The 25,554-nt window shown below is 60.8% G+C and carries 26 protein-coding genes; 13 read left to right on the top strand and 13 right to left on the bottom strand.

Annotated elements, in window-relative coordinates; genetic code table 11:
- Position 1 precedes the first annotated feature (1 nt).
- Positions 2–352: a DMT family transporter gene (locus HMPREF2807_RS04095; RefSeq protein ID WP_070510682.1), complete on the top strand. Its 351-nt coding sequence runs from the start codon at positions 2–4 to the stop codon at positions 350–352.
- Positions 349–657 carry a DMT family transporter gene (locus HMPREF2807_RS04100; protein ID WP_046648595.1) on the top strand — a complete coding sequence of 103 codons (309 nt, stop codon included), beginning with the start codon at positions 349–351 and terminating at the stop codon, positions 655–657. The genes HMPREF2807_RS04095 and HMPREF2807_RS04100 overlap by 4 nt, the downstream gene beginning before the upstream one ends.
- A 41-nt stretch (positions 658–698) precedes the next feature.
- On the opposite strand, the gene HMPREF2807_RS04105 is transcribed toward HMPREF2807_RS04100, so the two are convergent.
- A complete protein-coding gene (locus HMPREF2807_RS04105) occupies positions 699–1,973 on the bottom strand; it encodes an HNH endonuclease signature motif containing protein (RefSeq protein ID WP_070510756.1) in 1,275 nt (424 codons plus the stop codon).
- A gap of 293 nt (positions 1,974–2,266) precedes the next feature.
- On the opposite strand from HMPREF2807_RS04105, the gene HMPREF2807_RS04110 reads away from it, so the two are divergent.
- Both HMPREF2807_RS04110 and HMPREF2807_RS04115 read left to right on the top strand, forming a co-directional pair.
- A complete protein-coding gene (locus HMPREF2807_RS04110) occupies positions 2,267–3,034 on the top strand; it encodes a hypothetical protein (RefSeq protein ID WP_141761672.1) in 768 nt (255 codons plus the stop codon).
- 100 nt (positions 3,035–3,134) lie between these two features.
- Positions 3,135–3,737, top strand: coding sequence for a zinc metalloprotease (locus HMPREF2807_RS04115; protein WP_046647030.1), 603 nt, complete (start codon positions 3,135–3,137; stop codon positions 3,735–3,737).
- A 1-nt stretch (position 3,738) separates the two neighbouring features.
- Here HMPREF2807_RS04115 and HMPREF2807_RS04120 read toward each other — a convergent pair whose 3' ends face one another.
- Complete coding sequence (locus HMPREF2807_RS04120; RefSeq protein ID WP_049156732.1) at positions 3,739–4,581, bottom strand: PrsW family intramembrane metalloprotease; 843 nt, start codon at positions 4,579–4,581, stop codon at positions 3,739–3,741.
- Positions 4,581–5,072 (bottom strand): hypothetical protein, encoded by a 492-nt coding sequence (locus HMPREF2807_RS04125; protein ID WP_049156735.1) that lies wholly within the window; start codon positions 5,070–5,072, stop codon positions 4,581–4,583. The genes HMPREF2807_RS04120 and HMPREF2807_RS04125 overlap by 1 nt, the downstream gene beginning before the upstream one ends.
- A 42-nt stretch (positions 5,073–5,114) precedes the next feature.
- Between HMPREF2807_RS04125 and HMPREF2807_RS04130 the strand changes: the two genes are divergently transcribed.
- Together HMPREF2807_RS04130 and HMPREF2807_RS04135 are read left to right on the top strand one after the other, a co-directional pair.
- A complete protein-coding gene (locus tag HMPREF2807_RS04130) occupies positions 5,115–7,031 on the top strand; it encodes a M13 family metallopeptidase (protein WP_070510686.1) in 1,917 nt (638 codons plus the stop codon).
- Between the two features lie 14 nt (positions 7,032–7,045).
- Positions 7,046–7,855: an alpha/beta hydrolase gene (locus HMPREF2807_RS04135; RefSeq protein ID WP_118853186.1), complete on the top strand. Its 810-nt coding sequence runs from the start codon at positions 7,046–7,048 to the stop codon at positions 7,853–7,855.
- Between the two features lie 2 nt (positions 7,856–7,857).
- Here HMPREF2807_RS04135 and HMPREF2807_RS04140 read toward each other — a convergent pair whose 3' ends face one another.
- The 5 genes from HMPREF2807_RS04140 to HMPREF2807_RS04160 form a co-directional block, all read right to left on the bottom strand.
- Positions 7,858–11,151 carry an arabinosyltransferase domain-containing protein gene (locus HMPREF2807_RS04140; RefSeq protein WP_070510691.1) on the bottom strand — a complete coding sequence of 1,098 codons (3,294 nt, stop codon included), beginning with the start codon at positions 11,149–11,151 and terminating at the stop codon, positions 7,858–7,860.
- Positions 11,152–11,182: 31 nt separating this feature from the next.
- Entirely contained in the window at positions 11,183–13,129 is a 1,947-nt protein-coding gene (locus tag HMPREF2807_RS04145) for a galactan 5-O-arabinofuranosyltransferase (RefSeq protein ID WP_070510693.1), read from the bottom strand.
- Between the two features lie 38 nt (positions 13,130–13,167).
- On the bottom strand, positions 13,168–13,926 hold the full coding sequence (locus tag HMPREF2807_RS04150) for a decaprenylphospho-beta-D-erythro-pentofuranosid-2-ulose 2-reductase (RefSeq protein WP_046647037.1): 759 nt from the start codon (positions 13,924–13,926) through the stop codon (positions 13,168–13,170).
- A gap of 14 nt (positions 13,927–13,940) precedes the next feature.
- Positions 13,941–15,356: a decaprenylphosphoryl-beta-D-ribose oxidase gene (locus tag HMPREF2807_RS04155; RefSeq protein WP_070510696.1), complete on the bottom strand. Its 1,416-nt coding sequence runs from the start codon at positions 15,354–15,356 to the stop codon at positions 13,941–13,943.
- A 154-nt stretch (positions 15,357–15,510) separates the two neighbouring features.
- Positions 15,511–15,789, bottom strand: a complete 279-nt coding sequence (locus HMPREF2807_RS04160) for a hypothetical protein (RefSeq protein WP_046647039.1) — start codon at positions 15,787–15,789, stop codon at positions 15,511–15,513.
- 36 nt (positions 15,790–15,825) lie between these two features.
- On the opposite strand from HMPREF2807_RS04160, the gene HMPREF2807_RS04165 reads away from it, so the two are divergent.
- Genes HMPREF2807_RS04165 through HMPREF2807_RS04180 form a run of 4 tightly spaced genes read left to right on the top strand, consistent with a single transcriptional unit; the run spans position 15,826 to position 18,024 of the window.
- Entirely contained in the window at positions 15,826–16,248 is a 423-nt protein-coding gene (locus HMPREF2807_RS04165; RefSeq protein WP_070510698.1) for a hypothetical protein, read from the top strand.
- Between the two features lie 20 nt (positions 16,249–16,268).
- On the top strand, positions 16,269–17,144 hold the full coding sequence (locus HMPREF2807_RS04170; RefSeq protein WP_070510700.1) for a plasmid pRiA4b ORF-3 family protein: 876 nt from the start codon (positions 16,269–16,271) through the stop codon (positions 17,142–17,144).
- 11 nt (positions 17,145–17,155) lie between these two features.
- A complete protein-coding gene (locus HMPREF2807_RS04175; protein WP_046647042.1) occupies positions 17,156–17,566 on the top strand; it encodes a GtrA family protein in 411 nt (136 codons plus the stop codon).
- A gap of 2 nt (positions 17,567–17,568) precedes the next feature.
- Positions 17,569–18,024 (top strand): GtrA family protein, encoded by a 456-nt coding sequence (locus tag HMPREF2807_RS04180; RefSeq protein ID WP_070510702.1) that lies wholly within the window; start codon positions 17,569–17,571, stop codon positions 18,022–18,024.
- On the opposite strand, the gene HMPREF2807_RS04185 is transcribed toward HMPREF2807_RS04180, so the two are convergent.
- Complete coding sequence (locus tag HMPREF2807_RS04185; RefSeq protein WP_198531372.1) at positions 18,021–18,935, bottom strand: galactofuranosyltransferase GlfT1; 915 nt, start codon at positions 18,933–18,935, stop codon at positions 18,021–18,023. The genes HMPREF2807_RS04180 and HMPREF2807_RS04185 overlap by 4 nt on opposite strands.
- A gap of 33 nt (positions 18,936–18,968) precedes the next feature.
- Between HMPREF2807_RS04185 and HMPREF2807_RS04190 the strand changes: the two genes are divergently transcribed.
- Positions 18,969–19,574: a GNAT family N-acetyltransferase gene (locus tag HMPREF2807_RS04190; protein ID WP_083306675.1), complete on the top strand. Its 606-nt coding sequence runs from the start codon at positions 18,969–18,971 to the stop codon at positions 19,572–19,574.
- Between the two features lie 63 nt (positions 19,575–19,637).
- Positions 19,638–20,528: a Fic family protein gene (locus HMPREF2807_RS04195; protein WP_070510705.1), complete on the top strand. Its 891-nt coding sequence runs from the start codon at positions 19,638–19,640 to the stop codon at positions 20,526–20,528.
- On the opposite strand, the gene HMPREF2807_RS04200 is transcribed toward HMPREF2807_RS04195, so the two are convergent.
- Positions 20,525–21,322 carry a galactan export ABC transporter ATP-binding subunit Wzt/RfbE gene (locus HMPREF2807_RS04200; protein ID WP_010188329.1) on the bottom strand — a complete coding sequence of 266 codons (798 nt, stop codon included), beginning with the start codon at positions 21,320–21,322 and terminating at the stop codon, positions 20,525–20,527. The genes HMPREF2807_RS04195 and HMPREF2807_RS04200 overlap by 4 nt on opposite strands.
- Before the next feature lie 12 nt (positions 21,323–21,334).
- Positions 21,335–22,186, bottom strand: a complete 852-nt coding sequence (locus tag HMPREF2807_RS04205) for a galactan export ABC transporter permease subunit Wzm/RfbD (RefSeq protein ID WP_049156811.1) — start codon at positions 22,184–22,186, stop codon at positions 21,335–21,337.
- Positions 22,187–22,381: 195 nt separating this feature from the next.
- On the opposite strand from HMPREF2807_RS04205, the gene HMPREF2807_RS04210 reads away from it, so the two are divergent.
- Complete coding sequence (locus HMPREF2807_RS04210; protein WP_070510707.1) at positions 22,382–23,593, top strand: aminotransferase class V-fold PLP-dependent enzyme; 1,212 nt, start codon at positions 22,382–22,384, stop codon at positions 23,591–23,593.
- On the opposite strand, the gene HMPREF2807_RS04215 is transcribed toward HMPREF2807_RS04210, so the two are convergent.
- Both HMPREF2807_RS04215 and HMPREF2807_RS04220 read right to left on the bottom strand, forming a co-directional pair.
- Complete coding sequence (locus HMPREF2807_RS04215) at positions 23,590–24,546, bottom strand: NAD(P)H-quinone oxidoreductase (RefSeq protein ID WP_049156764.1); 957 nt, start codon at positions 24,544–24,546, stop codon at positions 23,590–23,592. The genes HMPREF2807_RS04210 and HMPREF2807_RS04215 overlap by 4 nt on opposite strands.
- Positions 24,547–24,561: 15 nt before the next feature.
- Positions 24,562–25,458, bottom strand: coding sequence for an NAD(P)/FAD-dependent oxidoreductase (locus HMPREF2807_RS04220; protein ID WP_049156767.1), 897 nt, complete (start codon positions 25,456–25,458; stop codon positions 24,562–24,564).
- Between the last annotated feature and the right edge of the window lie 96 nt (positions 25,459–25,554).

Genomic DNA, 25,554 nt, shown 5'->3' on the forward strand with positions numbered 1-25,554 from the left:
AGTGCGCGCTTGGCTCTTTTTGACCATTGCCATCATCAGTGAGGTGGTGGCGACTTTATGCCTCAAGGCGGCGCTAGAGCACCCCGCGGTCTATGTCGTGGTGGTGGCGGGCTACGTCGTCGCTTTTTCCGCCCTGCATCAAGTGTTGCGTTGCGGCATGCACGTGGGTGCGGCCTATGGCATCTGGGGTGCAACCGGCGTGGTGCTTACCGCAGGGTTGTCCGCGTACCTCTTTGGCGAACAGCTCACGCCGCTCATGTTGGTGGGCATGGGGTGCATCATCGCCGGCGTGGTCTGCGTTGAAATGGGCGGCAGGGAACCGAAGACCACGCTCGTGGAGGTGGATCCTTGATCTGGTTATCCCTTGCCATCCTCATCGAAGTCGCCGGTACATTGGGCCTGCGTATGCTGGCCGTTCATGGGCAGAAGGCGTGGGTAGCGTGGGTCGTCGTGGCCTATGTGTCCTCCTATGTTTTCTTGTCGTTGGCTCTCCGTCAGGGCATACCGCTAGGTGTGGCCTATGGAATCTGGACTGCCTGTGGCGTGGCGCTTACTGCTCTTTTATCCTTCATGCTTTTCCGCGAGCCTTTCACTTGGCTTAAGGGCTTAGGGGTCGCGCTGATCATTGGCGGAGTGCTCCTAGTGGATATGGGGTAGAGCCGGCTATCCCATTCGTCGTTGTAAACGACGGATCCTTCCTAGAAGGGGATTTCTTCACTGCCTTCAGATTTCTTGTTCTTCGCCTTTTCTGTTTGGCGTGCGGCTTCTCGTTGTTCTTTGTCTAGCTCGGCTTTAAGCTCCTGAGCCTCGCGATGCTTCCTGGTGCGATATCCTTCAATATCTTGTGCGATGCTCCGTGCCCAGCGCTTGCGCTTAGGAGCCAGCGGCCCGGAAGGCTCTGTGATTGCCCAGGTTCCGTCCTCAAAAAGCCAGACCACATCCCCGGTATCAGGGTCCAAGATATAAAAGGCCCGTCCATCGGTTTTCATATTGTGGTGGTGCTGGCACAACGCCACCATGTTGTCCGGATGCGTTGGCCCACCATCGGCGTAGTTAATCCGGTGGTCTAACTGACACAACCACGCCGGCATTCCGCAGCCAGCGGCACGGCAGGTGCCATCGCGGCCTTCAACGTATTTGCGAACCATCGTGGCTGGTCCGTAGCTCTTAGAGGCCTCCGGCTTGGTGCTCAAATCTCTTACCGTTGTGGATTTAGCCGGGATGTCTCCTGCTTGCCAGCCATGTCCTTCCACGTACACCGGGGCGTCCTCTACATCGTCGGCTTTATACGTGTGGAGCACTACTCGGGCAGCTTCTGGCTCCACCTTTCCGGTAGTGAGGAGGATCAGCGCTTCCGCCATGGACACCTTATGCTTTTCGGCTGCTGCCTTAATTGCTTCATGGATGATGATTCCGACGCTGCTGTCTACCTCGAGTTCTAGGGTGGCGCGCTGGGCGCGGGTCATCATGGAGTACCGATTCTTTGGGCGCTTATCCTCCACGGCGATGGAGTCATCATGAACCTTGACGAGGTCGCGTATCCGGCGGCGAATCTGCGCGGTGGTGGGAAATACCTGATTCGGCTTAGTCGGGGTAAACCACCGAGCTAATGAGGCATCAATTGCGGCGACCACCTCCTTTGAAGGCTGGCCTAGTTTAGCCATCACCTGATCGATGGCAATCAAAGCCGCTAGGTCCAGCAAATGGTTGGCATCTTGCAGAGCCTTTACTTGAGGAAGCTCGGTAAGGCGGTGAAGGCCCATGATAATGCGGGCTACCGCGCCAGCAGATTTACCGGTCTTTATCCCAAGGCGCATGCAGGCCGTATCGGCGTCCTCGTCAAGTGCGGGAAGAACGCTGGACCAGAATTCATAGTCTGCCTGGCGTACACCTTGACCTGCCACGCAGACCGGATCATTTGGATTGGAATGAGAAAAATAGGACGCATTAACAACGTCTGTAGTGGAAGACACGAAACGCGCAACCCCCCTCTTTCTTAAGTGAATTACTGAGAGGATCCGAACCCCCACTGTTCGAAACCCCTTTCGAAAAACGAGTTTATGCCACACCCTCCACGATGTCTACCCCGGAAGAAAAGTTGTTAAAGGGGAGGCAACTGAGGTGGCAGATGCTGGCGAGGTATGGTTTCAGTCGGTCTCCCGCTCGATGCGGGCCGCGCGGAAGTCCCCTGGAGTGGGACGTATGTTTGGTTAATGCGCCCTCACTGGGGGGTTGTTAAAATTGTGACTTGAGTTAATCTATGCGCGTGCTGAAACCTACCCCGCTCATCGTTGGCCTTGCTCTTGCGGCTCTCACGGCGCCACCCGCCCATGCCCTGACGTTCAATCCTGAAAAGGTTCCACCACGCACCCAGATGACCGTGCGTTATGCCGACGGAAACTCAGTCTCCACCGGAAATGGCCATGAGTCCCGCGCCGCGCTATCCCTGGCCAAGCTATACCTCGGCATGTGGGTGCTGAAGTACGGCGCGCCGGAGGATAAAGCCCGCGTGGAGAACATGATTCGTTTCTCTGAGGACGGAACTGCCAGCGACTTAGAGTGGAAATATCCGCAGGCGATTCCCTCCATCATCGGTGAGTATCAGCTGGGGGAGACCCACCACAACGGCTACTGGGGAAATGTCACGACGTCGACGGAGGATCTCACGCGCTTCATCGGGGTGATTTCTGGCGATCCGGTTGCCGCGCCGATCACGAAGGGCATGGCGACGGCAGCGCCCACGGCGGCCGACGGTTACCGCCAGGACTTTGGCACCGCACGAATCCCGGGCATCATCGGCACGAAATTTGGGTGGTCGGATGATCGCCAAGTTCACGCGAGTGCCTCTTTTGGTCCGGGTTATAGTGTGGCGGCTAATACCTATGGTTCCCCGGCGGATCTCACGACGGATGTTCTCGGTGCGGTGGAGGTTTCTCCGCAGGCGCCGAGCTTGCCGACGCCCCTCCAAGATGCGCGCGATAGGGCGTGTGCGGAACTGAAGCGCGCTGTGCCGAGCTCGTCGCAGGTGTGCTGACCAACCAGGAAATAAGCTAAGAAGTACCTTTGCGCTTGCTAAGAAATCAATATATTCTCGGCTGTCAACGAAGCAGTTGCTAGCCCGAAAGGTATTTCTGATGCGCAAGACGTTGTCCATTTTGACCATTGCTGTTGCAGCTTTGAGCGCTGCCCCAGCAGCGACTGCGAAGAGCGACCAAACCCGTTCGCTTATTTCCCCAGGCACGTGTGCCACCATTACCAAGTTGGCAAATGAAGGAAAGCCCGTTCCGGATCCGTCTATTCTGCGCGATGCCGATTCCGTTCCTTCTTACTTCCAGAGCGGGGTCCTTAAGTACAAGGTGGCGGATGATTTCCCCTACCGCGAGCAGCTCGATGCCGCGGTAGCTGAGTGGAACGACGCGCTCGACGGGAAGGCCTCGCTTAAGGAAGTAGCGCCGTCCGAGGCTGATGAAGACACCATCGCCATCATCTACAAGCCGGAACCGAACGGTTACGTCCAAGGTACGGCCTACCCGGACCATGGGATGCTCTTCATCAAGACCGCTAACGCTCAGTACCCAGAGGCGCTCCAAGGCACTATCGCCCACGAGCTCGGCCACATGATGGGCGCGGGTCACTCCTGCGCCCACGCGCTCATGGCCGGTGCGAACCAGAATCCCATTTCTTATCATGTGACTCCGCTCGATGCGGTGGCTGTCCTGCAAGGACAGTTCGACTAAGTCACCGCAGGCTGGCCGCGCCCGGCGAATGCGAATAGGTGTCGTCGGTCTTGGCCAGGCGGTGAGCGCGGATTCCCAGGTAGATGACCGTCGGGTACATGATGAGCGCCACGAGGACATACTGCGTGACGAGCTGCCAGGTTTCCTCCCACATGTAGTTCCACGCGAAATGGAGACAGAAGGAGAAAAACAGCGCGCCCACGCCAATGCCGAGGCGCCACCACCATGGTTTATGCGCGGCGTAGATAGCCCAGCCGATGCCAAAACCTGCGATGGCAGAGAAGCACATGTGCAGGCACGGGCCTGCAACAAGGCGCAGACCCCACATCTGGAGCATGCCGATCCAGTCTGAGGTCGGGTGCATCAGTGCACCCATCGCGGAGTACAGGCTGTTTTCCAGGACTTCGAAGCCCCAGCCCACGAGCGCACCGACGATGAAGCCGTGCCAAGGCCGGTTGAGCTGTCGGAAGCTGAGGAGGATGAAGACCACGCCGAGGGCCTTGGCAAATTCTTCCGGATAAGCACCGGCCCAGGACATCATGGATTCCTCCCAGCCCAGGCCCACGGAGAGGTCGGTCAGTGGGGAGGCTGACAGCAGCGCCAAGGTCACAGCAGCGCCGGCTCCCCAGAGCACGCTTGCCGACGCCCACCCTTTCCCCGGCCTTGCCCACATCGGACTGCGACTCCACAGGAACAGGCCCAGCGCTAAGAAGCCGACGCCGAGGATCAAGCTAACGAGGCCCGGCAGAGGAGCCACGAAGAAAATGCCGAGCAGATTAATCAGGGAAATCGGTAGGCAGAGACCAATGATGATCCACAAGGTAACGCGGAAGATTTTGCTCATCAGAAGGCCTCCATAAATTGTTGGGCAAGGTCGGTCGGGTCACCATTGGAGAAGACGATCTGATAGTTGAGATCGCCTTTAGCCACGCTGAAGGCGAAGACCGGAATAAAGCCATCCGTTTCAAGGGTGAGAATGCCTCCGGCATCTTTAACGTCTTCTTTCTTCGGCATGCCCTCGAAGCTGGTTGCGCGCACGGCGCGGCGCAAAGCGAGTGCATCGTCCTCGACGCCTTCGGTGACATAGGCCTCGACCAAGGTATCGCCGCAGTCCCAGGCCTGGTTGGCCATGGAATCATGATTTACGCTGCACGTAAGGCCCTCGATGGGTTGGCGCCACTCAGGGTCATCGAGCACCACTTCTTCCATTTCAGGTTCACGTTCCGGCAAGGCCAAGCTCAGCACAGCGGGCAGCCCAAGGACGAGCAAGGTTGCCCCGAGCACGGCGAAGAAAGGTCCCGTCATCTTCGCCGGAGGGAAACGATAAGAAGTCATGCACACCACACTAACGCGTGCTTCTGACATAGAGTGAAGTGCATGAAGGATCTGTATCAATTTGTTAATGGCCCATGGATTGAGTCCCACGTTATCCCCGATGATCGCGGTGTCGACGGCACCTTCCACGCGCTGCGCGACGAAGCCGAGGAACTCGTCCACGAGATCGTTAAGGAAGACGCTGGCCGTCCTGGGATCGTGTATTCCTCTCACATGGACGTTGAGGGAGTCAATGCTGCGGGGACGGCGCCACTTTCCGAAGATCTGGACAAGCTGGTTGCGGCTGATCCGGAGGAGCTGGCGCACAACCTGGGTGTTCTGGAGCGCGAGGGCGTTGGTGCCCCAGTGACCTTCTGGGTAGAAAAAGACTCCGGCTCTGAGGACGCGGTGGCCTACATTATTCAGTCTGGTTTAGGTCTGCCGGATGAGGCTTATTACCGCGAAGAAGCTCACGCGCAGACGCTCGCTGACTACGAGAAGCACGTTGCGGCGATGCTGGGATTCTTAGATCCCGCTCGCCTCTTCGGGCTGGGCGCGGAGGTTGCAGCTACCCGCATCGTGAACCTGGAGAAGGAAATTGCGGCTGGGCATTGGGATGTGGTGGCCTCCCGTGATGCGGTGAAGACGTATAACCCGGTGGACGTCGCCAATCTGCCCAGCATCACCCGCGCCATCCTGCAGGGTGGGGGACTGCCGGAGCACCGCGTGGTGGCCATGATGCCGTCCTACTTTGAGCACCTCGAGGGCCTGTTCACCGCCGGCCGTATGGCGGATTGGCAACTGTGGGCTACGTGGCACATTCTGTTGTCGCGTGCCCCCTACCTCACCGAGGAGATCGGTAAGAAGAACTTCGAGTTCTATGGAACTAAGCTCTCGGGTGCTACTGAACAGCGTGCACGTTGGAAGCGCGCCGTCGGGCTGGCGGAAAACATGGTGGGCCAGGAAATCGGCAAGGTCTTCGTGGACAAGCACTTCCCGCCGTCCTCGAAGTCCGAGATGGATGAGCTGGTGGAATACCTTACCGCCGCCTACCGCGAGAGGATTTCGCAGCTGGAGTGGATGAACCCGGGTACCCGCGAGCGCGCGCTGGAAAAGCTCTCCCAGTTCAAGGCCAAGATTGGGTACCCGGATACGTGGCGCGACTACTCTGACCTGGAGTTTTCGCCGAAGGGTGCGGACTTGGTGGCCAATGTGCGCGCAGGCAACGCGTGGAACCACGATTATGAGTTGGCCAAGATTGGCAAGCCGGCGGACCGCGATGAATGGTTCTCCACCCCGCAGACGGTGAATGCTTTTTATAATCCGGTGGTCAATGACATCACCTTCCCGGCGGCTATTTTGCGCCCGCCGTTCTATAACCCAGAAGCTGATGCCGCGGAGAACTTCGGTGCTATCGGCGCGGTGATTGGCCACGAGATTGGGCATGGCTTTGATGATCAGGGCTCGCAGTATGATGGCCAGGGCAACCTCAACTCTTGGTGGACGGATGAGGACCGCGCGGCCTTCGAGAAGTTGACCGCGAAGCTGGTGGATCAGTTCCAAGGCCAGGTGCCCAAGGTACTGGAGGGCACTGATTCCGCAGGCGTCAACGGCAGCTTCACTCTGGGTGAGAACATCGGTGACCTGGGCGGATTGGGCATTGCCGTGGTGGCCTACAAGAACTACTGCGCCGACAAGGGCCTGGACATCAACGGTCAGGTCGCGCCCTTTGAGGCAGAAGGTGCTGAGCCTGAATTGGCAGAGCACGAGTACACCGGTCTGCAGCGCTTCTTCCTGGCGTGGGCGCGCGTGTGGCGTACTGCTATTCGTCCGGAGATGGCTACGCAGTACTTGGCTATTGACCCGCACTCGCCGGCGGAGTTCCGCTGCAACATCATCGCCGAGAACATTGACGAGTTCTACGAGGCTTTTGATGTCGAGGATGGATTGGTCCCAGAGGAGCGCGTCACCATCTGGTAGTACCCTTGGGGGCCATGAGTGACTACCAACTAAGTCCGGAAGAACAGCTCGAGCAACTCTCCTCCTACATGGAGGTGCACTACCCGCTGCCGGACTTCCGTCCGCCGTGGGCAGGTGGAGGTTCGCCGGAGGCGGACCGCTACTGTGCGCTGCTGCCGGATCGCATCGTGCAGGCCTCGATGATGGTGCTGGGTACCGCGGTGGATCACTCGCTGCCTGGTACTGCCTTCACGGAGGGGGTGCGTGTTGAGGAATCTGAGGTCGGAGCGATCTTTGTTCCCTCGGAACAGAATGGCCGTTGGGCAGTCTCGCTGCACTCCGGTGGCTGGTGGCGCGGTGACGGCAAGGCGCTAGAGATGCAGTGGCGGCCCGAAGTGGCTGCTGCGGCGCAGCTGTCGGGGACCACGATCATTGATGTGGATTATCCGTTGGCGCCCGAGCACACCGTGGCGCAGATGGTGGAGTCGGTTCAGGCGGCCGTCGATTATGCGCGCGCCCAGGGGGCAGAGCGCGTGACGGCGTGGGGCTATTCCTCCGGTGGCGCGCTCGCAGCGCTGGTGCCTGCCGACGCCCTCCTCCTCACCTTCCCCGACTTCGGTGCGCTGGCCAAGCTCCCGGAGGAGATCCGCGGCGACTATGTCCTCGATGTTGAGAAGCTGCCGGGGCTATATTCCGGCATCTTGGTCCAGACCGCGGCGCAGGACGAGATTGCTGAGCGCGTGAAGATCCCCGGTGCACAGACCGCGGACTACGTATCTATGCACCGTATCTCTACCCCGGCCGTGGCGCGTCAGAGGGTGCGTGACGCGGCCAAGTTCCTGTAGGGCTATTGCTCGCCCTCTGGGCGAATCTTCATCTCAGAGTTCTTCCACCAGCCGGAGCGCTGGATGATCTCTTGGTCGATCTCTGCCTCCAGCGGGGCCTCGCCCTGGGAGTTGGTGCGCAGCTCATACTTTTCAATGGAGCCCCAGTCGCGCGCCCAATCGTTGTTGAGGTAGCTCGGGATCTCATAGGAGTAGTTCACTGCTTCCGCGGTGGCCAGCGCGCCACCACCGGAGAAGGACTGGAAGTCCGTGAGGGAAGTTTGCGCGGCGGCGTCGGGAAGAATGCGGAACTGCGGAATTTCGGTTACCCCGGCGTAGTGGTCAAAGGTGCGCTGGCAGGGGAACTGCAGGGCGACGGACCAGTCAAGGAGTGCCGGGGTGGAGGAATCGAATTGCGAGTTGATGGTGGCAAGCTCCGGCACGCGCGGCGGGGTAAACGCCATCCAATCATCCTCATCGGTGGAGTCGTCTACCGCAACGAGGCGCACGACGTTGGCCTCCTCCGGGAGCTCGTCCAGAGCAATGCGGAGGTTGCGCCACTTGGGGGTAGCACCGACGTCGGAAAGCTCGGCCTCACCCTTGTTGGTGACCTTGCCGTCCTTGAGGGTGCCGTACTCCAGGGTGAGCTCGGTGCCCTCCTGCTCCACGCCGTTGACGTCGTGGTGGTAAATCTTGCCGGCGGCAGAAACCGAGAGGATGGGGGAGTTTTCTGAGGATTCCGGCAGGTTGTACCACTGCGTGGTGATGGTGGCGGTGGAGCGCTGCGACTCATCGTAGGAGCCCATGACCGGGACCTTCGTGTAATCCAGGTTGAAGGGCAGGTGCATCTCGGAGCCGTTGACGCCCAAGGTTCCGCGCACGCCGCCGGCGGAAGAGTCGGTGACCTCGGTGGCCTTCTCCTCGGTTTCGGTGAGCTCCTTTTGCTCATTGGAGGACGCAGAGGAATCACCGGTGGTGTTGGCAATGGCGCCTACCGACGCCGAGTTGAGGTTCTCCGGTTCAATATCCTCCTTGATCATGTTCGGGCCGAAGCCGAAATTGTCTTCCTCCGGATCCACCAGGGAGTCTTTGAGTTCGCCTGTAACCGGAGTGAGGAAAGCGTCGTTGGTGTTGGTTTCCACCAGCGTGGCATCCGCGAGCGAGCAGACATCGCCGCGTAGGGAGGCCAGGTTGCCCTTGCCCACGGAGTAAGAATCCGCCTGGGCCACGTAGCCCTTGGCAAAGGAGGCGCAGGAGAAGGCGACGATGAGGATGCAGGCCACTGCGATTGGTGCGGACATGGCGCCTGCCCAGCGGGACACCTCAGCCTTCCGGCTGTTGTGAGTAAGTGATTGGTAGAGGCCAATCGCCAGCACCACCATGCCGATGGCGAGCACCACGGTATTGGCCTCAATAGCCTTGAATTGCACCGTGCGGTCCCACCACGGGATGCCGAAGGAAGACACGTACCACCAGGCGTTCCAGCCGCCCAGGGAGATGGCCATGAGGAAAATCACCGCGGCGATGGAGAAGGTCCGGGCGCGCGGGGAGCGCATGGCGATCTGGGAAAGGACCACCGAGCCGAGCGCGGCGATAACGCCGGCGACACCGGCGTAGATGCCGAAGTGGTGCGTCCACTTCGTCGGCGTGAACATGAGGAAGAAGGCCGACAGCGCCATGATGGCTAGCAGGCGCTTGGTGGGATCTGCCTCCGCGCCCACGACGCGGTGGTCCTTAATGAAAGCGTAGATAATGAGCGCCAGGCAGAAGAGCATGGTGAACATGGCGAAGCGGCGCGTCAGGGAGCCATCCACGGAGGGCTCAAACAGCGTGGAGTAGCGCACGAACTCCGAGTACCACGGCAGGGACGGGCCGACCGCGGAACGAACGCGAGTGGACTCGAGCACGGACGCTAACGTTTGATCCCCGAAGGCGGCAACCATGACCGCAGTGCCGCAGGCCAGGAACGGGGCGATGAGGGCTGTCCAGCCGACCTGGGAAGCGCGCGTACCCATGATGCGGAACAGCGAGGGCAGGCAGACCAGGAAAATGCCCACCGCGGTAAGACCAGTGGGGCCTGCGGCCAGGGTAATGGCGGCGATGATGGTGCCTACGGCCGCTGGTAGGAGGCGCTGGTTGGAGATGGCGCGCTCAAAGGAGGCCCACGTCAGCATGACGCCGAGGGCCACGATGGGTTCCGGGCGGATGCCGTTGTTATACGGCAGCCAGAAAGCCAAGAACATGAAGGCCGCGGTCCAGTGCGCCAAGCGGCGCTCGTTGACGCGGGCACCGAAGCGCGGGAGCATCTCGCGCGACAACACGAACCAGATGATGAGCGCCGAAATGAGGGAGGGCAGGCGCACGATGATGGAGGCGCTGGAGAATTGCGCCAGCCATGCTACGAGGTCGTAGTAGGGAGCACCGAACGGGGCCTCGGGGACGCCGTACCAGCGGTAGTAGTTCGCCATGTAGGTCGCGTGATCGGAAACGCGGCCCATGGTGAGGATGAAGCCATCATCGGAGGTGTTGGCGCCGAAAATATACCACCAGCCGAGTACGGCAGCCACGACGCCATCCAGCGGGCGGATCTGCTTCCAGGTCTCGGGCATGAAGCCGAAGCGTTTGCCATCGAGGCGGTCAATTCGCCACAAACACACCAGGCTGATGACCACCATGGCCAAGCCCAGCCACATGGCGATGAGCTTGAGCGGTGTCGGGGAGGAGGTGAAGCGCGAGTTGATCTCGACGTGGATACGGAGGTCATCGCCCAGCTCTTTAAGGGCTTCCGGGGTGTCGTCGATTTCGGTGTAGACGCCGGTAACCTGCGGGCGCAGATCCTCATCGGAAGTTTTCTTGTGCTTGCCCAGGGTCACCGTGGTGCCGTCGCCGGTGGACTGGATGCGGAGGGTGGCGTCGTCAGGCAGCTTCGCCACTTGCTCGGCAGTGAGCGAGAAAATGACCTCATCGAGGCTGGTGACCGAGAGACCACCCTCGCCGGCACGGACAAACATGCCGCGGTTGGAGGCCTTCTTGGACTCCGGTGGCACGGTGCCGTAGAGCAGGTCCTGGCCATCGCGCAGCTTGTCGACGGCGCTCAGGGGGATCTCTGCATCAATTTCTTCCGGCGCCACCGAGATGAGCGGGGCGTTGATGGACTGCAGGGAGCCCTGCTGGGGCCAATCGAAGGAGGACTGGGTCTGGTTCACCGGCAGCAGCGGCGTGGCCACAAAGCACAGGAAACCGATGAGTCCCGCGATGATGGCGGTGAGCCGCAGCGATTGCGGTGCTCGCAGTGAAGAGGTATTCCGATCTGACACGGCGATCAGTGTACGTCACCGACGTGCCTTATTAAGATCTGGCCGCGACGACGAAGGGGCCGATCTGCTCGACTTCCCAACCCTTCTCAAAGACTTCCGGGTTGAAGAACACCGCGCGGTAGCGCACGTTGGGCTGGTTGGGGTAGATGTCTTCTGCCAAGTGGGTCTTGTAACCACCACCGGGTTCTTCCATGTCGCCGCGGAAAATGAGGACGTCGGGCCCGCGCCACGGCGCAGACTCGAGAGACTGCGCGAACTCCTCCGGAGTTTGTTCCCAGGACTTAGAGGCCCACTCCTCGATTTGCAGGTTGCGGGTGCTGAACTCTCCCAGCGGGTTGGCGTAGTTGCTGGTGAAGGCGTTAAACCCGTAGTAGGGGTTATACGCCATGAAGAGCTTTTCATCCGTCAGGACAACCGTGTCGGTGGCGTCGTAGCCCTGGGAGTCGATGAACTCGCGGATCTTGGCGTAGTTGGCGGAGGAATCGCTGGTGTAGCGGTCCGCGCGCTCACCGTAGCCGTCGGTATCGGTATAGGCGTGGTCCAGGGCGGTCACGTTCGTCGCCGGGATCTGCTGGGCATAGTAGATACCGCCAAGGCCCATGATGATGGCGAATACCAAGGTTATGCGCCTGCTCGTGGTCTCGGTGAAGCGCGCCGGGTAGAGCGTGGGAAGGCCCATGAGGCGGACGTCGGCCAGCGCGAGGATGCCAGCAGTGGCGAAGAGCACCGCGACGATCAGCTCGAGGCGGAAGCCCAGCAGCGTGCTGCCGGCGAGGGTCATGACCATAGAAGCCAAGATCCACAGGTAGGTGCCGACGATCGCGGTGCCCATTGACTTGATGTCGGGTTCGTCGATGCGTAGGACGAGGTAGATCAAGCCGATGAGGCTGAGAATGCCGATGACGGACAAGGAGAGGAAGGGGGCCGGGATCTGGGTTCCCTCCTCCGGCAGGTAATGCTGCGCGGTGGATTCCAGCGGGGCGGTGGCATGCAGAACCGCGCGCAGGTATGGCGCCCAGGCGATCGCGGCGATGGCCAGGGAACCGGCCGCGATAGTGGCGAGGTGTATCAGGGGAGTCCATGTACGTTCGGCCATGCAGGTGACGAGCGCAATGAGACTGACGATGGTCAATGCCACGGCACCGGTATAGAGCGTGTAGAAGCAGGCGGAAACTCCCAGGTAGATGGCAATTCCGGCGGTGGAGAACCAGGAGGAGCTGTGGAAAGCATGCGAGCACAGCACGGCCACGGCCGGCACCCCCATGGCGATGACCGCGGAATACGGCTCCTCAGCGCCGATGGCCAACGTCACCGCTGTGGTGGTGAGGGCAATGGCGGCGGCAACCGGAAGGGAACCGGACAGCCGTTGCCACAGGGGAACCAGGATGCACCCGGATACGGCCAGGGAGATGAGGCTCCACGGTTGGTATACCTCCCAGCCGGGCATGTTGAGGAGGTTTGCGAGGCGCCCGCCCATCCAGAACCAGCCCAGTGGGTAGAAGGTGGGTAGGCCCTCGTAGTTCATGTCCGCATAGGAACCGGCTTCCGTGGCGCGGGTCAGGAATTGGGTGCGGAAAACCTGGTCTACCTGGACGCCGTCGAGCCACAGGCGGGAGGCCGAAAGGGGGAGGCCGATACTGGTCAGCGTGAGCAGCGCTGGGGAGATATAACACACAGCGGTGGTGAGCCACGTTCGCCAGCGGGGGCGCGGGGAGGCGCCAATCACCCACCACACGCATAACGCGCCCACTAGGAGAACGGTGAGCGCAGTTCCCGCAGTGCTCAATGCGCGGGTCACCATCGACGTGCTGAACGCCGGCAGGGAGACCGTCTTGAAGGCGAAGAAACCAATGAGCGTGATAAGGCCGCCACCTACAGCGGCGGCGGCCATTCCCACGAGAGTGGCGCGACGCGTCAAGCGGTCGACGTTATATTCCACGGTGGGGGACATAGACGACGTGGCGGGAGACTCAGTCATGCACTTAGTCTCCCACACGCCGTGGACATAGCGGAACTTTAGAAAGGCAGCTTCCGGAAGATGGCCTGCGGGATGAACTTGAATCCCAAGGACACGTACTCAAAGAGCGGGTGCACGAAGATGGACTGCTTGCCGTCGAGCACTGCCTTGACGGTGGCCTTGGCCACGTCGGAGACGTTAACGGTCAGCGGCGCCTCGCCGGCCTCCGCCGACATCTTGGTGCGCACCTGGCCCGGGCGAACCACCAGCACCTTGGCGCCGGAGCCGCGCAGGGCTTCGCCGAGGTTGATGAAGAAGCCGTCCACGCCGGCCTTGGAGGCGCCGTAGACGAAGTTGGAGCGGCGCACGCGCATGCCGGCGACAGACGAGAGCGCCACGATGGTGCCGTGGCCCTGCTGCTGGAACTTCTGGCCGAGTAAGACTCCGAGGGAGACCGGTGCGGTGAAGTTGGTCTGGGCCGAGGCAACTGCCTTAGCCTGGTCCTGCCAGAGTTCCTCCTGGTCACCGAGGGTGCCGAAGGCGATGATGGCGACGTCGACATCGCCACGTTCAAACGCGCGCTGGACGACGTCCGGGTGGCCCTCGAAGTCAGTCGCGTCAAAGTCCAGGACCTCAACGTCGCCGCCGCGGGACTCGATGGTGGCGCGGGCCTCCGCGATACGTGGGGAGTCGGCACGAGCAGCCAAGGTGACCTTGGCCGGACCGCGCTCGAGGAATTCCTCGACGATGCCGAGGCCGATCTCGGAGGTGCCGCCGAGAAGGAGGATGTGTTGTGCTTGGCCTACTGCATTCAGCATGAGGTTAATCCTTTCTAGTGCAGCTCGAGGCGGCGGGACATGTCGGAGGCGAAGACGCCAGTCGGGTCGATGTCGTTGCGGGTTTTGAGCCAGCCCTCGAGGCCCGGGTACATCTTGTGGAAGTTCTCCGCCGAAGTGCGGGACTCCTTGGCCAGGTAGAGGCGGCCACCGAATTCCATGACGCGCTTGTCCAGATCGTCGAGGAAGGTGCCCAGGCCCGGCTTGATGGGGAAGTCCACGCAGACATTCCAACCCGGCATCGGGTAGGACAGCGGGGCCTTGTTACCTGGGCCGAAGAGCTTGAACACGTTGAGCGCGGAGTAGTGGCCGGAGCGCTGCATGTCCCGGATGATGTCCTTGAAGGGCTCGACGGCGTCGGTCGGCACCACGAACTGGTACTGCAGGAAGCCGTTGGAGCCGTAGCCGCGGTTCCACTCGCCGATGAGATCCAGCGGCTGGTAGAACTGCGTGAGGTTCTTGACCTGGTTCCGGGCCGGGGCGCCCATGAGGTAGTAGGCCTCGCCAATGGCCATGAGCGAGAGCTTGTTCATGGTGAAGTTCGGGAAGATATCCGGAACGGTCATCAGCTGCGGGGCGTTGAACTTCAGCGGATCCTTCGCCAGCTTCGGGTTCAGCTCCTCCAGCTGCTCCAGGGTGGCCAGCGAGCCGCGGGAAATGGTGGAGCGGCCCAGTTTCGGCTCTGGGGAGATGACGTCGAACCACGCGGAGGAATAGGTGTAATTGTGCTCCGATCCATCGGAGTGGAAGGCGATGGTTTCCTCGAGGTTATCCGTGCGGTCGGTATCCGCGATGAAGTAGGCGGTTTCCGTCTTGGTCATCTTGATCTGTGCGCGCAGAATGATGCCGGTCAGGCCCATGCCGCCGACGGTGGCCCAGAAGAGCTCGCCTTCTGGATCCTCATCTGATCCTTCCGGGGTCAGATGCAGGACGCGGCCATCTGCGACAAGCAGATCCATGGAGGTGACGTGGTCACCGAAAGAACCGGCGGAGTGGTGGTTCTTGCCGTGGATGTCCGGACCAATAGCACCGCCGATGGTGACCTGGCGGGTGCCCGGCAGAACAGGAACCCACAGGCCGTAGGGCAGGGCGGCCTTCATGAGCTGGTCCAGGGTGACGCCACCGTCGACGTCGACAATGCCCGACTCCGGGTCGATGGAGTGGATGTTGTTGAGCGGTTGCATGTCGATGACGAGGCCGCCGGCGTTCTGCGCGGGGTCACCGTAGGAGCGGCCCATACCGCGGGCGATGACGCCGCGGCGCAGGTGGGAAGGCTTATCAGCGTTATCCTCGGCCACCTGGGCGACGGCAGTCTTAATGACGTCGACGTCCGGGGTGGATAAAACATGGGCGGTTGTCGCCGCCGTGCGGCCCCAACCGTAGAGGGACTTCTCAGTAGTATGCAGTTCCATCTCTTACTCTTTAAATCGATGTGATGGGTCGGTTTTCTACACTACCTAGGAGGCAGTGCCTGTGGCGTCAGTGAAAACGTGAGATTAGGTACAAAAGCCAAGCAAACGGAACATTTGTTCTGTCCGATTGTGTGGGTTTCGGTCCTGTTTATGGCTAGTACAGATCCATGATCTGCCGGATTTCCTCGGGAAGTTCATCCTGGGAGGTGATCTCGGGGCCTTCATAAGACCGCAGGATTTCATAGACACGGCCGCGCGAGGTGGAGTCGAGGATGGGCAGTTCCTCGGCGATGAGCCGCGTCATAAAACCATTGAGCGGCAGTGAGGTGTGCTCGGTAGCGAGGAAGTGCCCGTGGCGCTTGTCGTCCTCGGCGCGCTCATCTTGCGCCGCGCGCTGTGCCGGAGTGAGGTGCTCTTTTTTGGAGGAGTACATGCACGGTAGCCTACCGCCCGCCTAAAGTGGTGCGGTATGACTTCTCCCAAGCAAGACAATTATGCGTTGGATGACACCCTCGCCGGACGTATCACCCAAGCCACGGCCGTGGCGATCATGACCTCTTATCCGGATTGGATCAAGAACAAGACTGCGCTCGTGTCCGCCTATGTCCTGTCTTTCTTAGGCTTTGGTGCACTCGTGGCAATTACTAATGCCGAGAGCCACGAGGGGCAACCGGAGCCGGAGAAGCCGGAGGTGCCGCTGTGGACGCTTCCGGTTGGCCTTGGTGCGCTCGTGGTTGGCGGCTGGTTGGGGATTAAGGCACAGCGGGGAATCGTTGGCTTTATCCGCCGCCGCGGCGTGGCAAAACCGTGGACGGTGTGGGGTGGAATTGGGGCCGCCATCGTGTTCATCCTCAGCGAGCTCGAAGCACGCGAGAACGCCGCCCGCAACTAAAAGTGCGTATGGTGGGGCACATGAGCTCACAGGTCACAGATTTGGCGCAGGTCCGCGCCAAACGTGGTGATTCTGCTCGAACCCTGCTGTGTCAGGTGTCCAACGTCCGCGCGGAAGCTGAGGTGCACCGCCAGATTGGTTTCTCGGATGCACTCACGCTGGAAGAGCTTCATCATATTCTCGAGGTCTGCTTCGGCCTGCCTCAAGAGAATTCGCCGTGGCACTTTTTTGAACATACCGATGCCCGCGGCCAACGAATCGATCCGAGCCATACCGTGCGCGAATTCTTAAGCCGCGAAGGCGAGCAGATTGATTATGCCTGGGGGCTGTGGGATTTCGAGATAGTCGTGGTGGAGACCTATCCGCGCGATAACGGCACGCCGGAGGCTCTGTGCGTGGGCGGCTCCGGATCTTTTCAGACACCGTTTGATCTCACCGCCGTGAATGCTGAGCTCACAGGCCAGGAAACCATTGATGAAGTTCTGGATCTTGTGGTTAGTCCCGTCCGCGCGCTCATTGAAAGAACCCGGCTCTATGACTTCGTTCCGCTCCTCCAAGCTTTGGACTTGCATCGCGAAGTCAGCATTGATGCTCGGGCGTACCGCCAGCTGCGTACTCTGCCGCGAGAAGTAACAAACGAAGGCAAGGACGCCTTTTGGTCGATGGCGCTAGCGCTGTCCTGTATGGGCGGGCGCGAGCTGACGGATTCCGTGGTGGAGACCGCCATGGCGGCGTTAGGCTGGGTCGACGATGACGGCGAGGAGCTTCGCGGTGCTGAGATTCGGGAGCTGTGCACGGCCTCCCTCAAGGTTCTTTCCTCCCTCGGCGCCTATGGTGAAGACGCCGTCGCACCCGTGGACCGCCTGGACATTTACCGCGCCCTCATCCGCGGGTAGAGTATTCCGCCGTGACTGAACCTACTTCCACCCTAAAGACACAGCTCGTGCGCTTTGTCTCCGTCGGTGTTTTCACTGCGGCCATCGACTATGGCCTCACCCTCTTCCTGACGTACCTAGGCCTGCACCGCTCCCTGGCCAAGGCGATCGGTTGGGTTTTCGGTACCATCGCCGCGTATGTGGCCAATGCTCGCTGGACTTTCGGTGCGCAAGTGTCTGGTCGTACCGCCGGTGCCGTGGGCATGCTGTACCTGTCTACCTTCGCCGTGCAGAATTTTCTGTATTGGGTGCTCAACGCTCCGCTGATCAGTCTGGGCTTTGAGGGTGCACTGAAGGACACTATCGCCTTCGTCATCGCGCAGGGCGTGGCCACGGTGACTAACTTCGCCATTCAGCGCGTGTTCATTTTTAAGGGCAAGTAACTATGGCAGGTCGCGCCGAACGCTTCTCACGATCGAATTCCCTGCACGCGCAGGGCGCGAAGTTCGCCATTACGGGAGCCATTGCCGCGCTTATCGACGTCTCCCTGACCTGGCTTTTTCAAATTGGTTTAGGGGTGTTCGGGGACGTGGGCTCCCGAACTGTTGGCTTTGCTGTGGGCACCTTCGTGGCTTATCTGCTGAACCGGCGCTGGACCTTCAACGCGCGGGCCTCGAAGCGCCGCTTCGCTGCCGTGTTTGCTACCTACGCCATGACCTATGCGATCAACATTCTGTTGTATCGCTGGGCCTTTCCCTTCTTTGATCACACGCTGGACTGGCCCTCGTCCTGGGCACTGGCGGTGGCTTTCGTGATAGCCCAAGGCACCGCCACACTCATCAACTTTTTTGTGCAGCGGTGGGTCATTTTCCGCAGCACGCGCAAGTCCTTTGAGGTTTAGGGCCTGCGGAAGTCTTCCTTGCGGCCGCGGTTGTGCAGGCGCAACCACTCTACAAAGCCCTTCACGTCATGTTGCTGGACCAGGAAAAACCAGCCAAAACGTGCGAATTCCTGCGGTAGCAGCTTGCGCATGCCGCGCTGCCACAGAAGGTAGCCGCGGTTGCGGTAGGTAAAGAAGCGCTTGAACTCGCCCTCCGGATATTGCGTATGCATTTTGCCACCGAGGATGGGCTTGAACTCGTCGGAGCCGTCCGGGTGCAGGTAGCTGGTGGTCAGCGCAGTGCCGAAGCTCAAGCCCGAGTTGACCAGGCGGCGGTGATATTCCACCTCATCACCACGGATGAACAGGCGGTAATCTGGCACGCCGATGATCTCCATGGCCTCGGCGGAGATGAGCGCGCCGTTGAAGAGGGAGGCGATGCCGGGGAGGAAGTCGCCCTCTAATTCGCTCATGTAGCGCCGCCACACCAAGCCCTGGCGCAGCGGGAAGGCCAGCTTGGCGGGCTCGTTGATGTTGCACACGGCGGGGGAAACTTCGTGAAGGCTGTTGTTTTCCGCAACGCGGTAGAGCTCCTCGAGCACGTGGTGGTCGGCGGGGCGTCCGTCGTCATCGGCGCACCACACCGCGTCCGCGCCGAGGGCGAGTGCGGTGAGGAAGCCCAGCGCGAAGCCGCCGGCGCCGCCGAGGTTGGTTTCGGAAGGCACGTAGACGGCGCGCTCACCGGCCAGTTCCTGGAGGAGTTCCTCTACTGCGGCTTCCGCACCGTTGTCGACCACGATGACCCACTGCACCGGGTGTGTCTGGTTCACCACCTGCTCAAGGGAGGCGCGCAGCAGCTCCACGCGCTGGTGGGTGACGATCACAGCGGCCGTCGTTCCGGCCTGGGACAGAGTGGCAGTCATGCGTTCCATTGTGCCACCCGTGATGAGTTATACGATGCTGCCATGGCTGTAAGAGGTATTGAAGAGATGTGGGCTCCATTCAAACTCACTGTGCGGGTCGGCGAGCTGTCCCTGCGGGTGCTGCGCGACAGTGACATCGCCGCTATCCACGGTGTTAGCGCCGCTGAGATATTTGGTGAGCCGCTTCCGGAGTACACGTTCCCCTGGCTGAAAGAGAAACCGGACCCGAGCTTCCGGTGGGCGCACCGCGCGCAGATGTCCCCGGAAGAATGGTCGCTCGACTTCGGAGTGCATCTTGATGGTGAGATCATCGGCTCGGTGGATCTGCGGGCGAAGAATTTTCCCGATAACCATGAGGTTGTAACCGGATCGTGGATCTACCACCACCTTCAGGGCCGCAGTATTGGTACGCAGATTCGTCACGCCGTTGCGGTCTTCTGCTTTGATTACTTGGGCGCGCGCCAGCTGCGCTCCGAGTGGGAGCCGGGCAATGAGGCGTCCCAGGCTGTATCACGCAAGCTGGGCTACACGATCGAAGGCAACAAGGCAGTGCTGCGCAAAGAGGATTACCAGCCGGGGCCGGCAGTGACTGTCAGTGGCATGAGCGAGGAGTTGGGCGCGATGTTGGGAATTAACTTCGCACGTTGACGGAGGTTTCGTGAAACTGGGAGAGTTTCTACTCATTTTCACGGAAACTTGTAGAATGTTGGCATGCTTGACGCGCGGATCATCTCAAAGATCGACACTCTCCTCGAGCAGTATGCGACGTTGCGGGAAGACGCCCCTGAGGCCATCGCAGAGATAGCACGCGCAGAGGTGGCCGAGTCAGTGTATAACTCGAACGCCATTGAGAATTCCACGTTGACTTTGGAAGACACCGAGAACATCCTGGCCGGGTTTACCACTAGGGCGCATGATTTGCGGGAAGTCTTTGAGGCCACAAACCTGGCGGACGTGACTGAGGAACTAATTCGAGGCGTCGGTAAGCTCGATGCACACCTCATTCTGCGACTGCATGGCACGCTGCTTCGCGGCATCAATGACGACTGGGCGGGGCGCTTTCGTCGAAGGGGAGAGTGGGTTCGCGTGGGCGCTCATATGGGGGCCAACCCTGAATACGTGGACAGGCTGGTGGACACAGCCATTGCCGAATACTACGAGGACACTAGCTTCTTTGTTGACCGAATCGCGCGGTTCCACGCGGAATTTGAAACCATCCATCCTTTTTCAGATGGTAATGGGCGCATCGGGCGCGTCATTATCAATCAACAACTCTTAGAGCTAGGGGCGCCACCCATCATCATTCCGAACAAAGGAAAAGAGCGCCACTACTACCCAGTGTTCCGTGGCTACCCGGTGAGTGGGGACTTTTCTGCATTGAGCACACTTATCGCGCGGCAACTCGTCGAGTCCTTGCACAAGCGCATCACGCTCATGACCGCGCCGAGGGTAATTCGCCTGTCGGAATGGGCAAAGGTTAACGGTGTCTCTGGGTCCGTCGCCGCCAATAAGGCGGCGCGGGGTACCATTCCCGCCTTCCGACAGCGCGGAACGTGGATGATTGACGCGCAATATGTCAACGAGGCAGGTAGCAGGGGCTAAACGTTCTCCTCGTTATCGAAGCGCTTGCGCAGATCTCGCACGTACTGGCCCACCTCTGGGCCTTCGTACTCGCCGACGACCTCGGAGACCTCGCCCACCGAGCGAATCTGGCCGTGGTCGATCCATAGGGCGGTATCGCACAGCTGGGCCAAGAAGTCATTGGAGTGGGAAGCAAAGACCAGGATGCCGGAGCGCTTCACCAAGTCCTGGAGGCGCACGCGGGCCTTGGCCATGAAGGCGGCGTCGACGGCGCCGATGCCTTCGTCGAGAAGCAGGATCTCCGGCTCGATGGAGGTCACCACACCCAGCGCTAGGCGAACGCGCATACCGGTGGAATAAGTGCGCAGCGGCATGGAGAGGTAATCACCCAGCTCAGAGAATTCCGCGATCTCATCCATCTTGGCCTTCATCTGCTTGATGGTCTGGCCCAAGAAGAGGCCGCGGATGATGATGTTGTCATAGCCGGAAACCTCCGGGTCCATGCCCACGCCGAGGTCGAAGACTGGGGCAACGCGCCCGCGGACGTCGGCAGCGCCGCGCGTAGGTTCGTAGATGCCGGACAGCAGGCGCAGCAGAGTGGTTTTGCCCGCGCCGTTGTGGCCGACGAGGCCCACACGGTCGCCCTCGCGCAGGTGGAGGTTGATGTCTTTGAGTGCCTCCACCATGACCACGTTCTGGTCATTTTTGCCAATGGAGCCACCGGCCGTGGAGAGCATCGCCTTCTTGAGTGAACGGGATTTGGCATCAAAGATGGGAAAGTCCACGCAAGCGTTATACGTATCAATGGAAACCATGGACGATCCTTTCTAGACCCAGTAGGAGACACGGAAGCGCCACTGGCGCATGGCCAGTCCGGCGATGAGCAGGCCGGCGACGGTGCAGCCGATGACGATAAGCCAGTGATAACCGGCAACGGGTTCACCAATCATGGGGGCGCGGATGATCTCCATGTAGTGATAGAGCGGATTGATCTCAGCGATGCGCGCGCGGCTGGCCACGGCACCTCCCTGTTCCTTCAGGGTGTTGGTCATCCACACGATAGGCGTGACGTAGAAGAGCAGCTGGGTTAGAGCCTCCAGCAGCGGGGCAACGTCACGAAAGCGGGTGGCGATGATGCCGAAGAACATGGCGACCCACACGCCGTTGACCAAGAAGAGCGCCAGCGCCGGGATGAACAGGAAGAACTCCCAGCCCAGGTGGCGCGGGAAAATAATGATGAGCAGCAGCCAGATGATGAGGTTGTGGCCCAAGAAGAGGGTTTGCCGCCACACTAAGCGGTAGACGTGCACCGATAGTGGTGCGGGCAGCTGTTTGATCAAGCCCTCGTTGTCGATGAAGACCGTTGAGCCTTCCTTAATGGCGCCCGAAATGAAGTTCCACATAATCAGGCCCACGGTCACGTGGGGCAGGAATTCTGCAACCGGGATCTGGAAAAGCATGGAGTACAGCAGGCCTAGGGCCGCGGCCATCACGCCGGTCGCGATGGTGATCCAGAAAGGACCCAGTACCGAGCGGCGGTAGCGCTGCTTGATGTCTTGGATGCCCAGCTTGAACCACAGCTCGCGCTGGCGCGCACCTTGCAACAGATCGGCGAAGGCCGCCGACATGGTCATGGAACGCGAGGCCGGCTCCTCGCCGGGTGCAGGCGCGGAGGTCATGCGGGCGACGTCGTCACGCAGGTTTTTCTTGTCTTGCACGCCCTTCACCCTAGCGCGCACATCCGCTAAAAACCTACACACACGCCCTTAACCTGGGAAAACACGAGCGAGCTGGGAAAATCTCGGGTTAGGAAAGATTTACGTAGGGCGTATAGAGTAGGGAGTCGATCGGACGATTCGAGGAAGGGTTGAAGCATGACGGAACAGTATGACGTCGCCAGCGTGCGAGGTCTTTACACTGGTCTGTCCGATGGTTGGACCTACCTGAACGCGCACGCCGCGCCGCAGATTGCGGAACGCGTGGCCTCTGGGGTTGCCCGTTCTTTCCGCTTGTCCGCCACGGTGAAGCCGCTGGAGGATGCCGTGGGCGCGCACTCGGCGCATCACGACCCCGGGGAGCTCCACGCGGCGGACATGTATGACTCCGCGCGCCGGGCGGTGGCGGATCTCACGGGGGCGACAGCGCAGCGCGTCATCCTGGGCCCGTCGCTGCCGGTGCTGTACCAATCCTTGGGTGTCGCACTGCGCCCGCTCCTGCGCCGCCAGTCCTCGGTGGTGCTCTCCCGTTTTGATTCCCCGGAGTTTACGAGCGCGTTTGAGCACCTGGGTGCCGATATTCGGTGGTCGCAGCCGGACTTGGGAACTGGCGAGCTGCCGGCGTTCCAATATGCCGATCTGGTTGATGGTTCGACGCGTTTTGTCGCCTTTTCCGCCGCCCACGAGCTGCTGGGCACGGTCACGCCGGCCTCGGAGATTATTGATTCGGTCCATGAGCGTTCGCGCGCCTGGGTGCTTGTCGACGTTTCCGCTATCGCCCCCTACCGCCTCCTCGACTTTGACGCGATTGGGGCGGATATCCTCGGCGTGGATGTGGGCGCTCTTGGTGGTCCGCAGATGGCGGCGCTGGTCTTCCGCGACACCGCGATGTTCCGCCGCCTCGATGAGCTTGTTGTTGGCCCGGTCTCCGCGGGCTTGGCCGGTGGCGTTGGTCCCCTGGTGGATCATCTGGCAGAACTCGCCGGTGGGGAGCGCGGTTCGCGCCGCGTGCGCCTGACACGTTCGATGGAAGCCCTCTCCGGTTATATGGAGGATCTCACCGGGGATCTCTACAGCCTGTTGGGCACGCTGCCGGCCGTTCACGTCCTGGGAGTGACAGGGGAAGCGGCAGCCGACGCCTCCGATGACCGCCTCCCACGCCTCACCTTCGCTGTGCGGGACGTGCCTGCGGATGTGATTCACCGTCGCCTCTTTGACAATGGCCTGGTGACTACCATCGCCCCGCACACTCCACTGCTCACGGAGATGGGCGTGGAAGAAGTCGGCGGTGCTGTCACGGTCTCGCTGAGTCCGTTTAGCACCTATCACGACGTCGAGCACCTCACCCGCGTGGTCGCGTCTTTGGCTTAGACCTCGAGGACGAGCTTGCCCGTGACCTCGCCGGAGTCGAGGGCTTTGTGGGCTTCGGCGGCGCGAGCAAGCGCAAATGTGCGATGCAGGTGGTGCTTGACGCTGCCGTCTTCCAACCAAGGCCAGACATTTTTGACGGTGTCCGCAACGATGGCGGCCTTGCCCTCCAACGAGCGGGAGCGCAGCGTGGTGCCCTGCAGGGTCAGGCGCTTGTTAAGCAGAATACCCATGTTGAGCTCGGCCTTCGTGCCACCCTGCATGCCGATGGTGACCATGTGGCCACCCTTGGCTAGCGCGATGAGGTTCTTTTTGAGGTACTTCGCGCCCATGATGTCGAGGATGACATCGCACTGGTTCTTCAGTTCCTCGGCGAAGTCCTGCTCGTTGTAGTTGATGAGGATGTCCGCGCCGAGTTCCTTGCAGGTCTCGAGTTTTTCGTCCGAGCCAGCCGTCACGGCGACGGTGGCGCCCAGTTGCTTCGCCACCTGGATGGCGAAGGTGCCGATGCCACCCGCGCCGCCGTGGATGAGGATGGTCTGGCCTTGAGTAAGACCAGCTTCCATAGCGATGTTGGACCAGACCGTGCAGGCCACCTCGATGACGGATGCGGCCTCGGCAAAGGAATAGCCGGTGGGGATGGGCAGCAGCTGGCCTTGGGGCACGGCCACGTACTCGGCGTAGCCGCCGCCGGCCAGCAGGGCGCCGACCTTGGAGCCAACCGCGACGTCGGTGTCGCCTGCGTCGACGACTTCGCCTGCGACTTCGAGGCCGATAATCTCCGAAGCGCCCGGCGGCGGTGGGTAGTGCCCGCGGGCCTGGAGCAGGTCGGCGCGGTTTACGCCGGCGGCTTTGACTTTAACGAGGACTTCGCCGGCAGCTAGTTCTGGTGTGGCGACATCCCCCAACTCCAGCGAGTGCGGGTCTTCCAGGTTGGTCTGAATGATAGCTTTCATGCCACACCACCGTACTTAAATCCAATCATCCTCGACGAGGAAGCCGTTGACCGTGATAGCAGCAGCATTGGCCTGGCCCATGGCCATCGCCACCTGTGCGGCTGGATTGACCACGTTGCCTACTGCCCAGACGCGCGGGTGGCTGGTGGCACCGGTGAGATCGGCCTTGATCAGGCTGCCGCCCATCGCAGGAGGCGGACTGTGGCGCTCGAGGTTGAGGTCAGCGAGGAACTCATCGTGGGGGCGGGGAATGGGCATGTAAAACAGTGCATCGACGGCATGCTCGTCGCTTTCCAGCAGGACTTTTCCGTCTTGGAAGGCGGTGACGGGGCCGTCGATAAGCGCAATGCCCCGCCGAGTCAGGTCCGCGCGCTGCTCGTCGGTGAATTCCATTCCATTGGTGAAGAAGGTGATGTCCTTCGACCACTGGCGCAGAACCGCGGCATGGTGGAAGGAGAACTCGCCGATGTAGAGCACGCCGAGCTTCTTGTCCGCCACCTCGTATCCGTGGCAGTAGGGGCAGTGGAGGACCGTATTTCCCCAGTTTTCTTCCAAGCCCGGGATGTTGGGGTGCTCGTCGTCCACGCCGCTGGCGACGATGATGGAGCGGGCAGCGACGGTCTCACCGTTGCTCAACGTGGCGGTGAGCGTGCGGTCATTATCGGTGACGGAATCCACGGTGGCGTTTATGATCTGCGCGCCATAGCTGCGCAGCTGCTCCTTGCCGCGCTCCTGGAACTCAAGGGGTGGCGTGCCCTCGAGGGCAATGACTCCATGAATTTCATGGGCGAAACGGTTGCGGGGAGTGGCGGAATCAACAATGAGCACGCTGCGGCGGGCGCGGACCATGACTAGGGCTGCCTGCAGGCCGGCCGCGCCACCGCCGATGATGAGGGTATCTACTGTCTGCATGGCCGCGAGTAAACCAGAGGAGGGTTTATATGGCAATGGTTTTCATTAATTTGTGGCAGGCGTCACGCCCAACCCTGACTTGGCCAAGTTAGTGTC

It is taken from the genome of Corynebacterium sp. HMSC074A09 (assembly GCF_001811545.1).
Lineage (GTDB): Bacteria > Actinomycetota > Actinomycetes > Mycobacteriales > Mycobacteriaceae > Corynebacterium > Corynebacterium hiratae.

Bases quoted from the DNA above. Each gene is read 5' to 3' on its own strand.
- HMPREF2807_RS04220 (WP_049156767.1), bottom strand. From the start codon at position 25,458: ATGCAGACAGTAGATACCCTCATCATCGGCGGTGGCGCGGCCGGCCTG.
- HMPREF2807_RS04170 (WP_070510700.1), top strand. From the start codon at position 16,269: ATGAGCTCACAGGTCACAGATTTGGCGCAGGTCCGCGCCAAACGTGGT.
- HMPREF2807_RS04115 (WP_046647030.1), top strand. From the start codon at position 3,135: ATGCGCAAGACGTTGTCCATTTTGACCATTGCTGTTGCAGCTTTGAGC.
- HMPREF2807_RS04160 (WP_046647039.1), bottom strand. From the start codon at position 15,789: ATGTACTCCTCCAAAAAAGAGCACCTCACTCCGGCACAGCGCGCGGCG.
- HMPREF2807_RS04200 (WP_010188329.1), bottom strand. From the start codon at position 21,322: ATGGTTTCCATTGATACGTATAACGCTTGCGTGGACTTTCCCATCTTT.
- HMPREF2807_RS04215 (WP_049156764.1), bottom strand. From the start codon at position 24,546: ATGAAAGCTATCATTCAGACCAACCTGGAAGACCCGCACTCGCTGGAG.
- HMPREF2807_RS04150 (WP_046647037.1), bottom strand. From the start codon at position 13,926: ATGCTGAATGCAGTAGGCCAAGCACAACACATCCTCCTTCTCGGCGGC.
- HMPREF2807_RS04205 (WP_049156811.1), bottom strand. From the start codon at position 22,186: ATGACCTCCGCGCCTGCACCCGGCGAGGAGCCGGCCTCGCGTTCCATG.
- HMPREF2807_RS04210 (WP_070510707.1), top strand. From the start codon at position 22,382: ATGACGGAACAGTATGACGTCGCCAGCGTGCGAGGTCTTTACACTGGT.
- HMPREF2807_RS04190 (WP_083306675.1), top strand. From the start codon at position 18,969: ATGGCTGTAAGAGGTATTGAAGAGATGTGGGCTCCATTCAAACTCACT.
- HMPREF2807_RS04195 (WP_070510705.1), top strand. From the start codon at position 19,638: ATGCTTGACGCGCGGATCATCTCAAAGATCGACACTCTCCTCGAGCAG.
- HMPREF2807_RS04130 (WP_070510686.1), top strand. From the start codon at position 5,115: ATGAAGGATCTGTATCAATTTGTTAATGGCCCATGGATTGAGTCCCAC.
- HMPREF2807_RS04145 (WP_070510693.1), bottom strand. From the start codon at position 13,129: ATGACTGAGTCTCCCGCCACGTCGTCTATGTCCCCCACCGTGGAATAT.
- HMPREF2807_RS04120 (WP_049156732.1), bottom strand. From the start codon at position 4,581: ATGAGCAAAATCTTCCGCGTTACCTTGTGGATCATCATTGGTCTCTGC.
- HMPREF2807_RS04135 (WP_118853186.1), top strand. From the start codon at position 7,046: ATGAGTGACTACCAACTAAGTCCGGAAGAACAGCTCGAGCAACTCTCC.
- HMPREF2807_RS04165 (WP_070510698.1), top strand. From the start codon at position 15,826: ATGACTTCTCCCAAGCAAGACAATTATGCGTTGGATGACACCCTCGCC.
- HMPREF2807_RS04185 (WP_198531372.1), bottom strand. From the start codon at position 18,935: ATGGAACGCATGACTGCCACTCTGTCCCAGGCCGGAACGACGGCCGCT.
- HMPREF2807_RS04155 (WP_070510696.1), bottom strand. From the start codon at position 15,356: ATGGAACTGCATACTACTGAGAAGTCCCTCTACGGTTGGGGCCGCACG.
- HMPREF2807_RS04180 (WP_070510702.1), top strand. From the start codon at position 17,569: ATGGCAGGTCGCGCCGAACGCTTCTCACGATCGAATTCCCTGCACGCG.
- HMPREF2807_RS04125 (WP_049156735.1), bottom strand. From the start codon at position 5,072: ATGACTTCTTATCGTTTCCCTCCGGCGAAGATGACGGGACCTTTCTTC.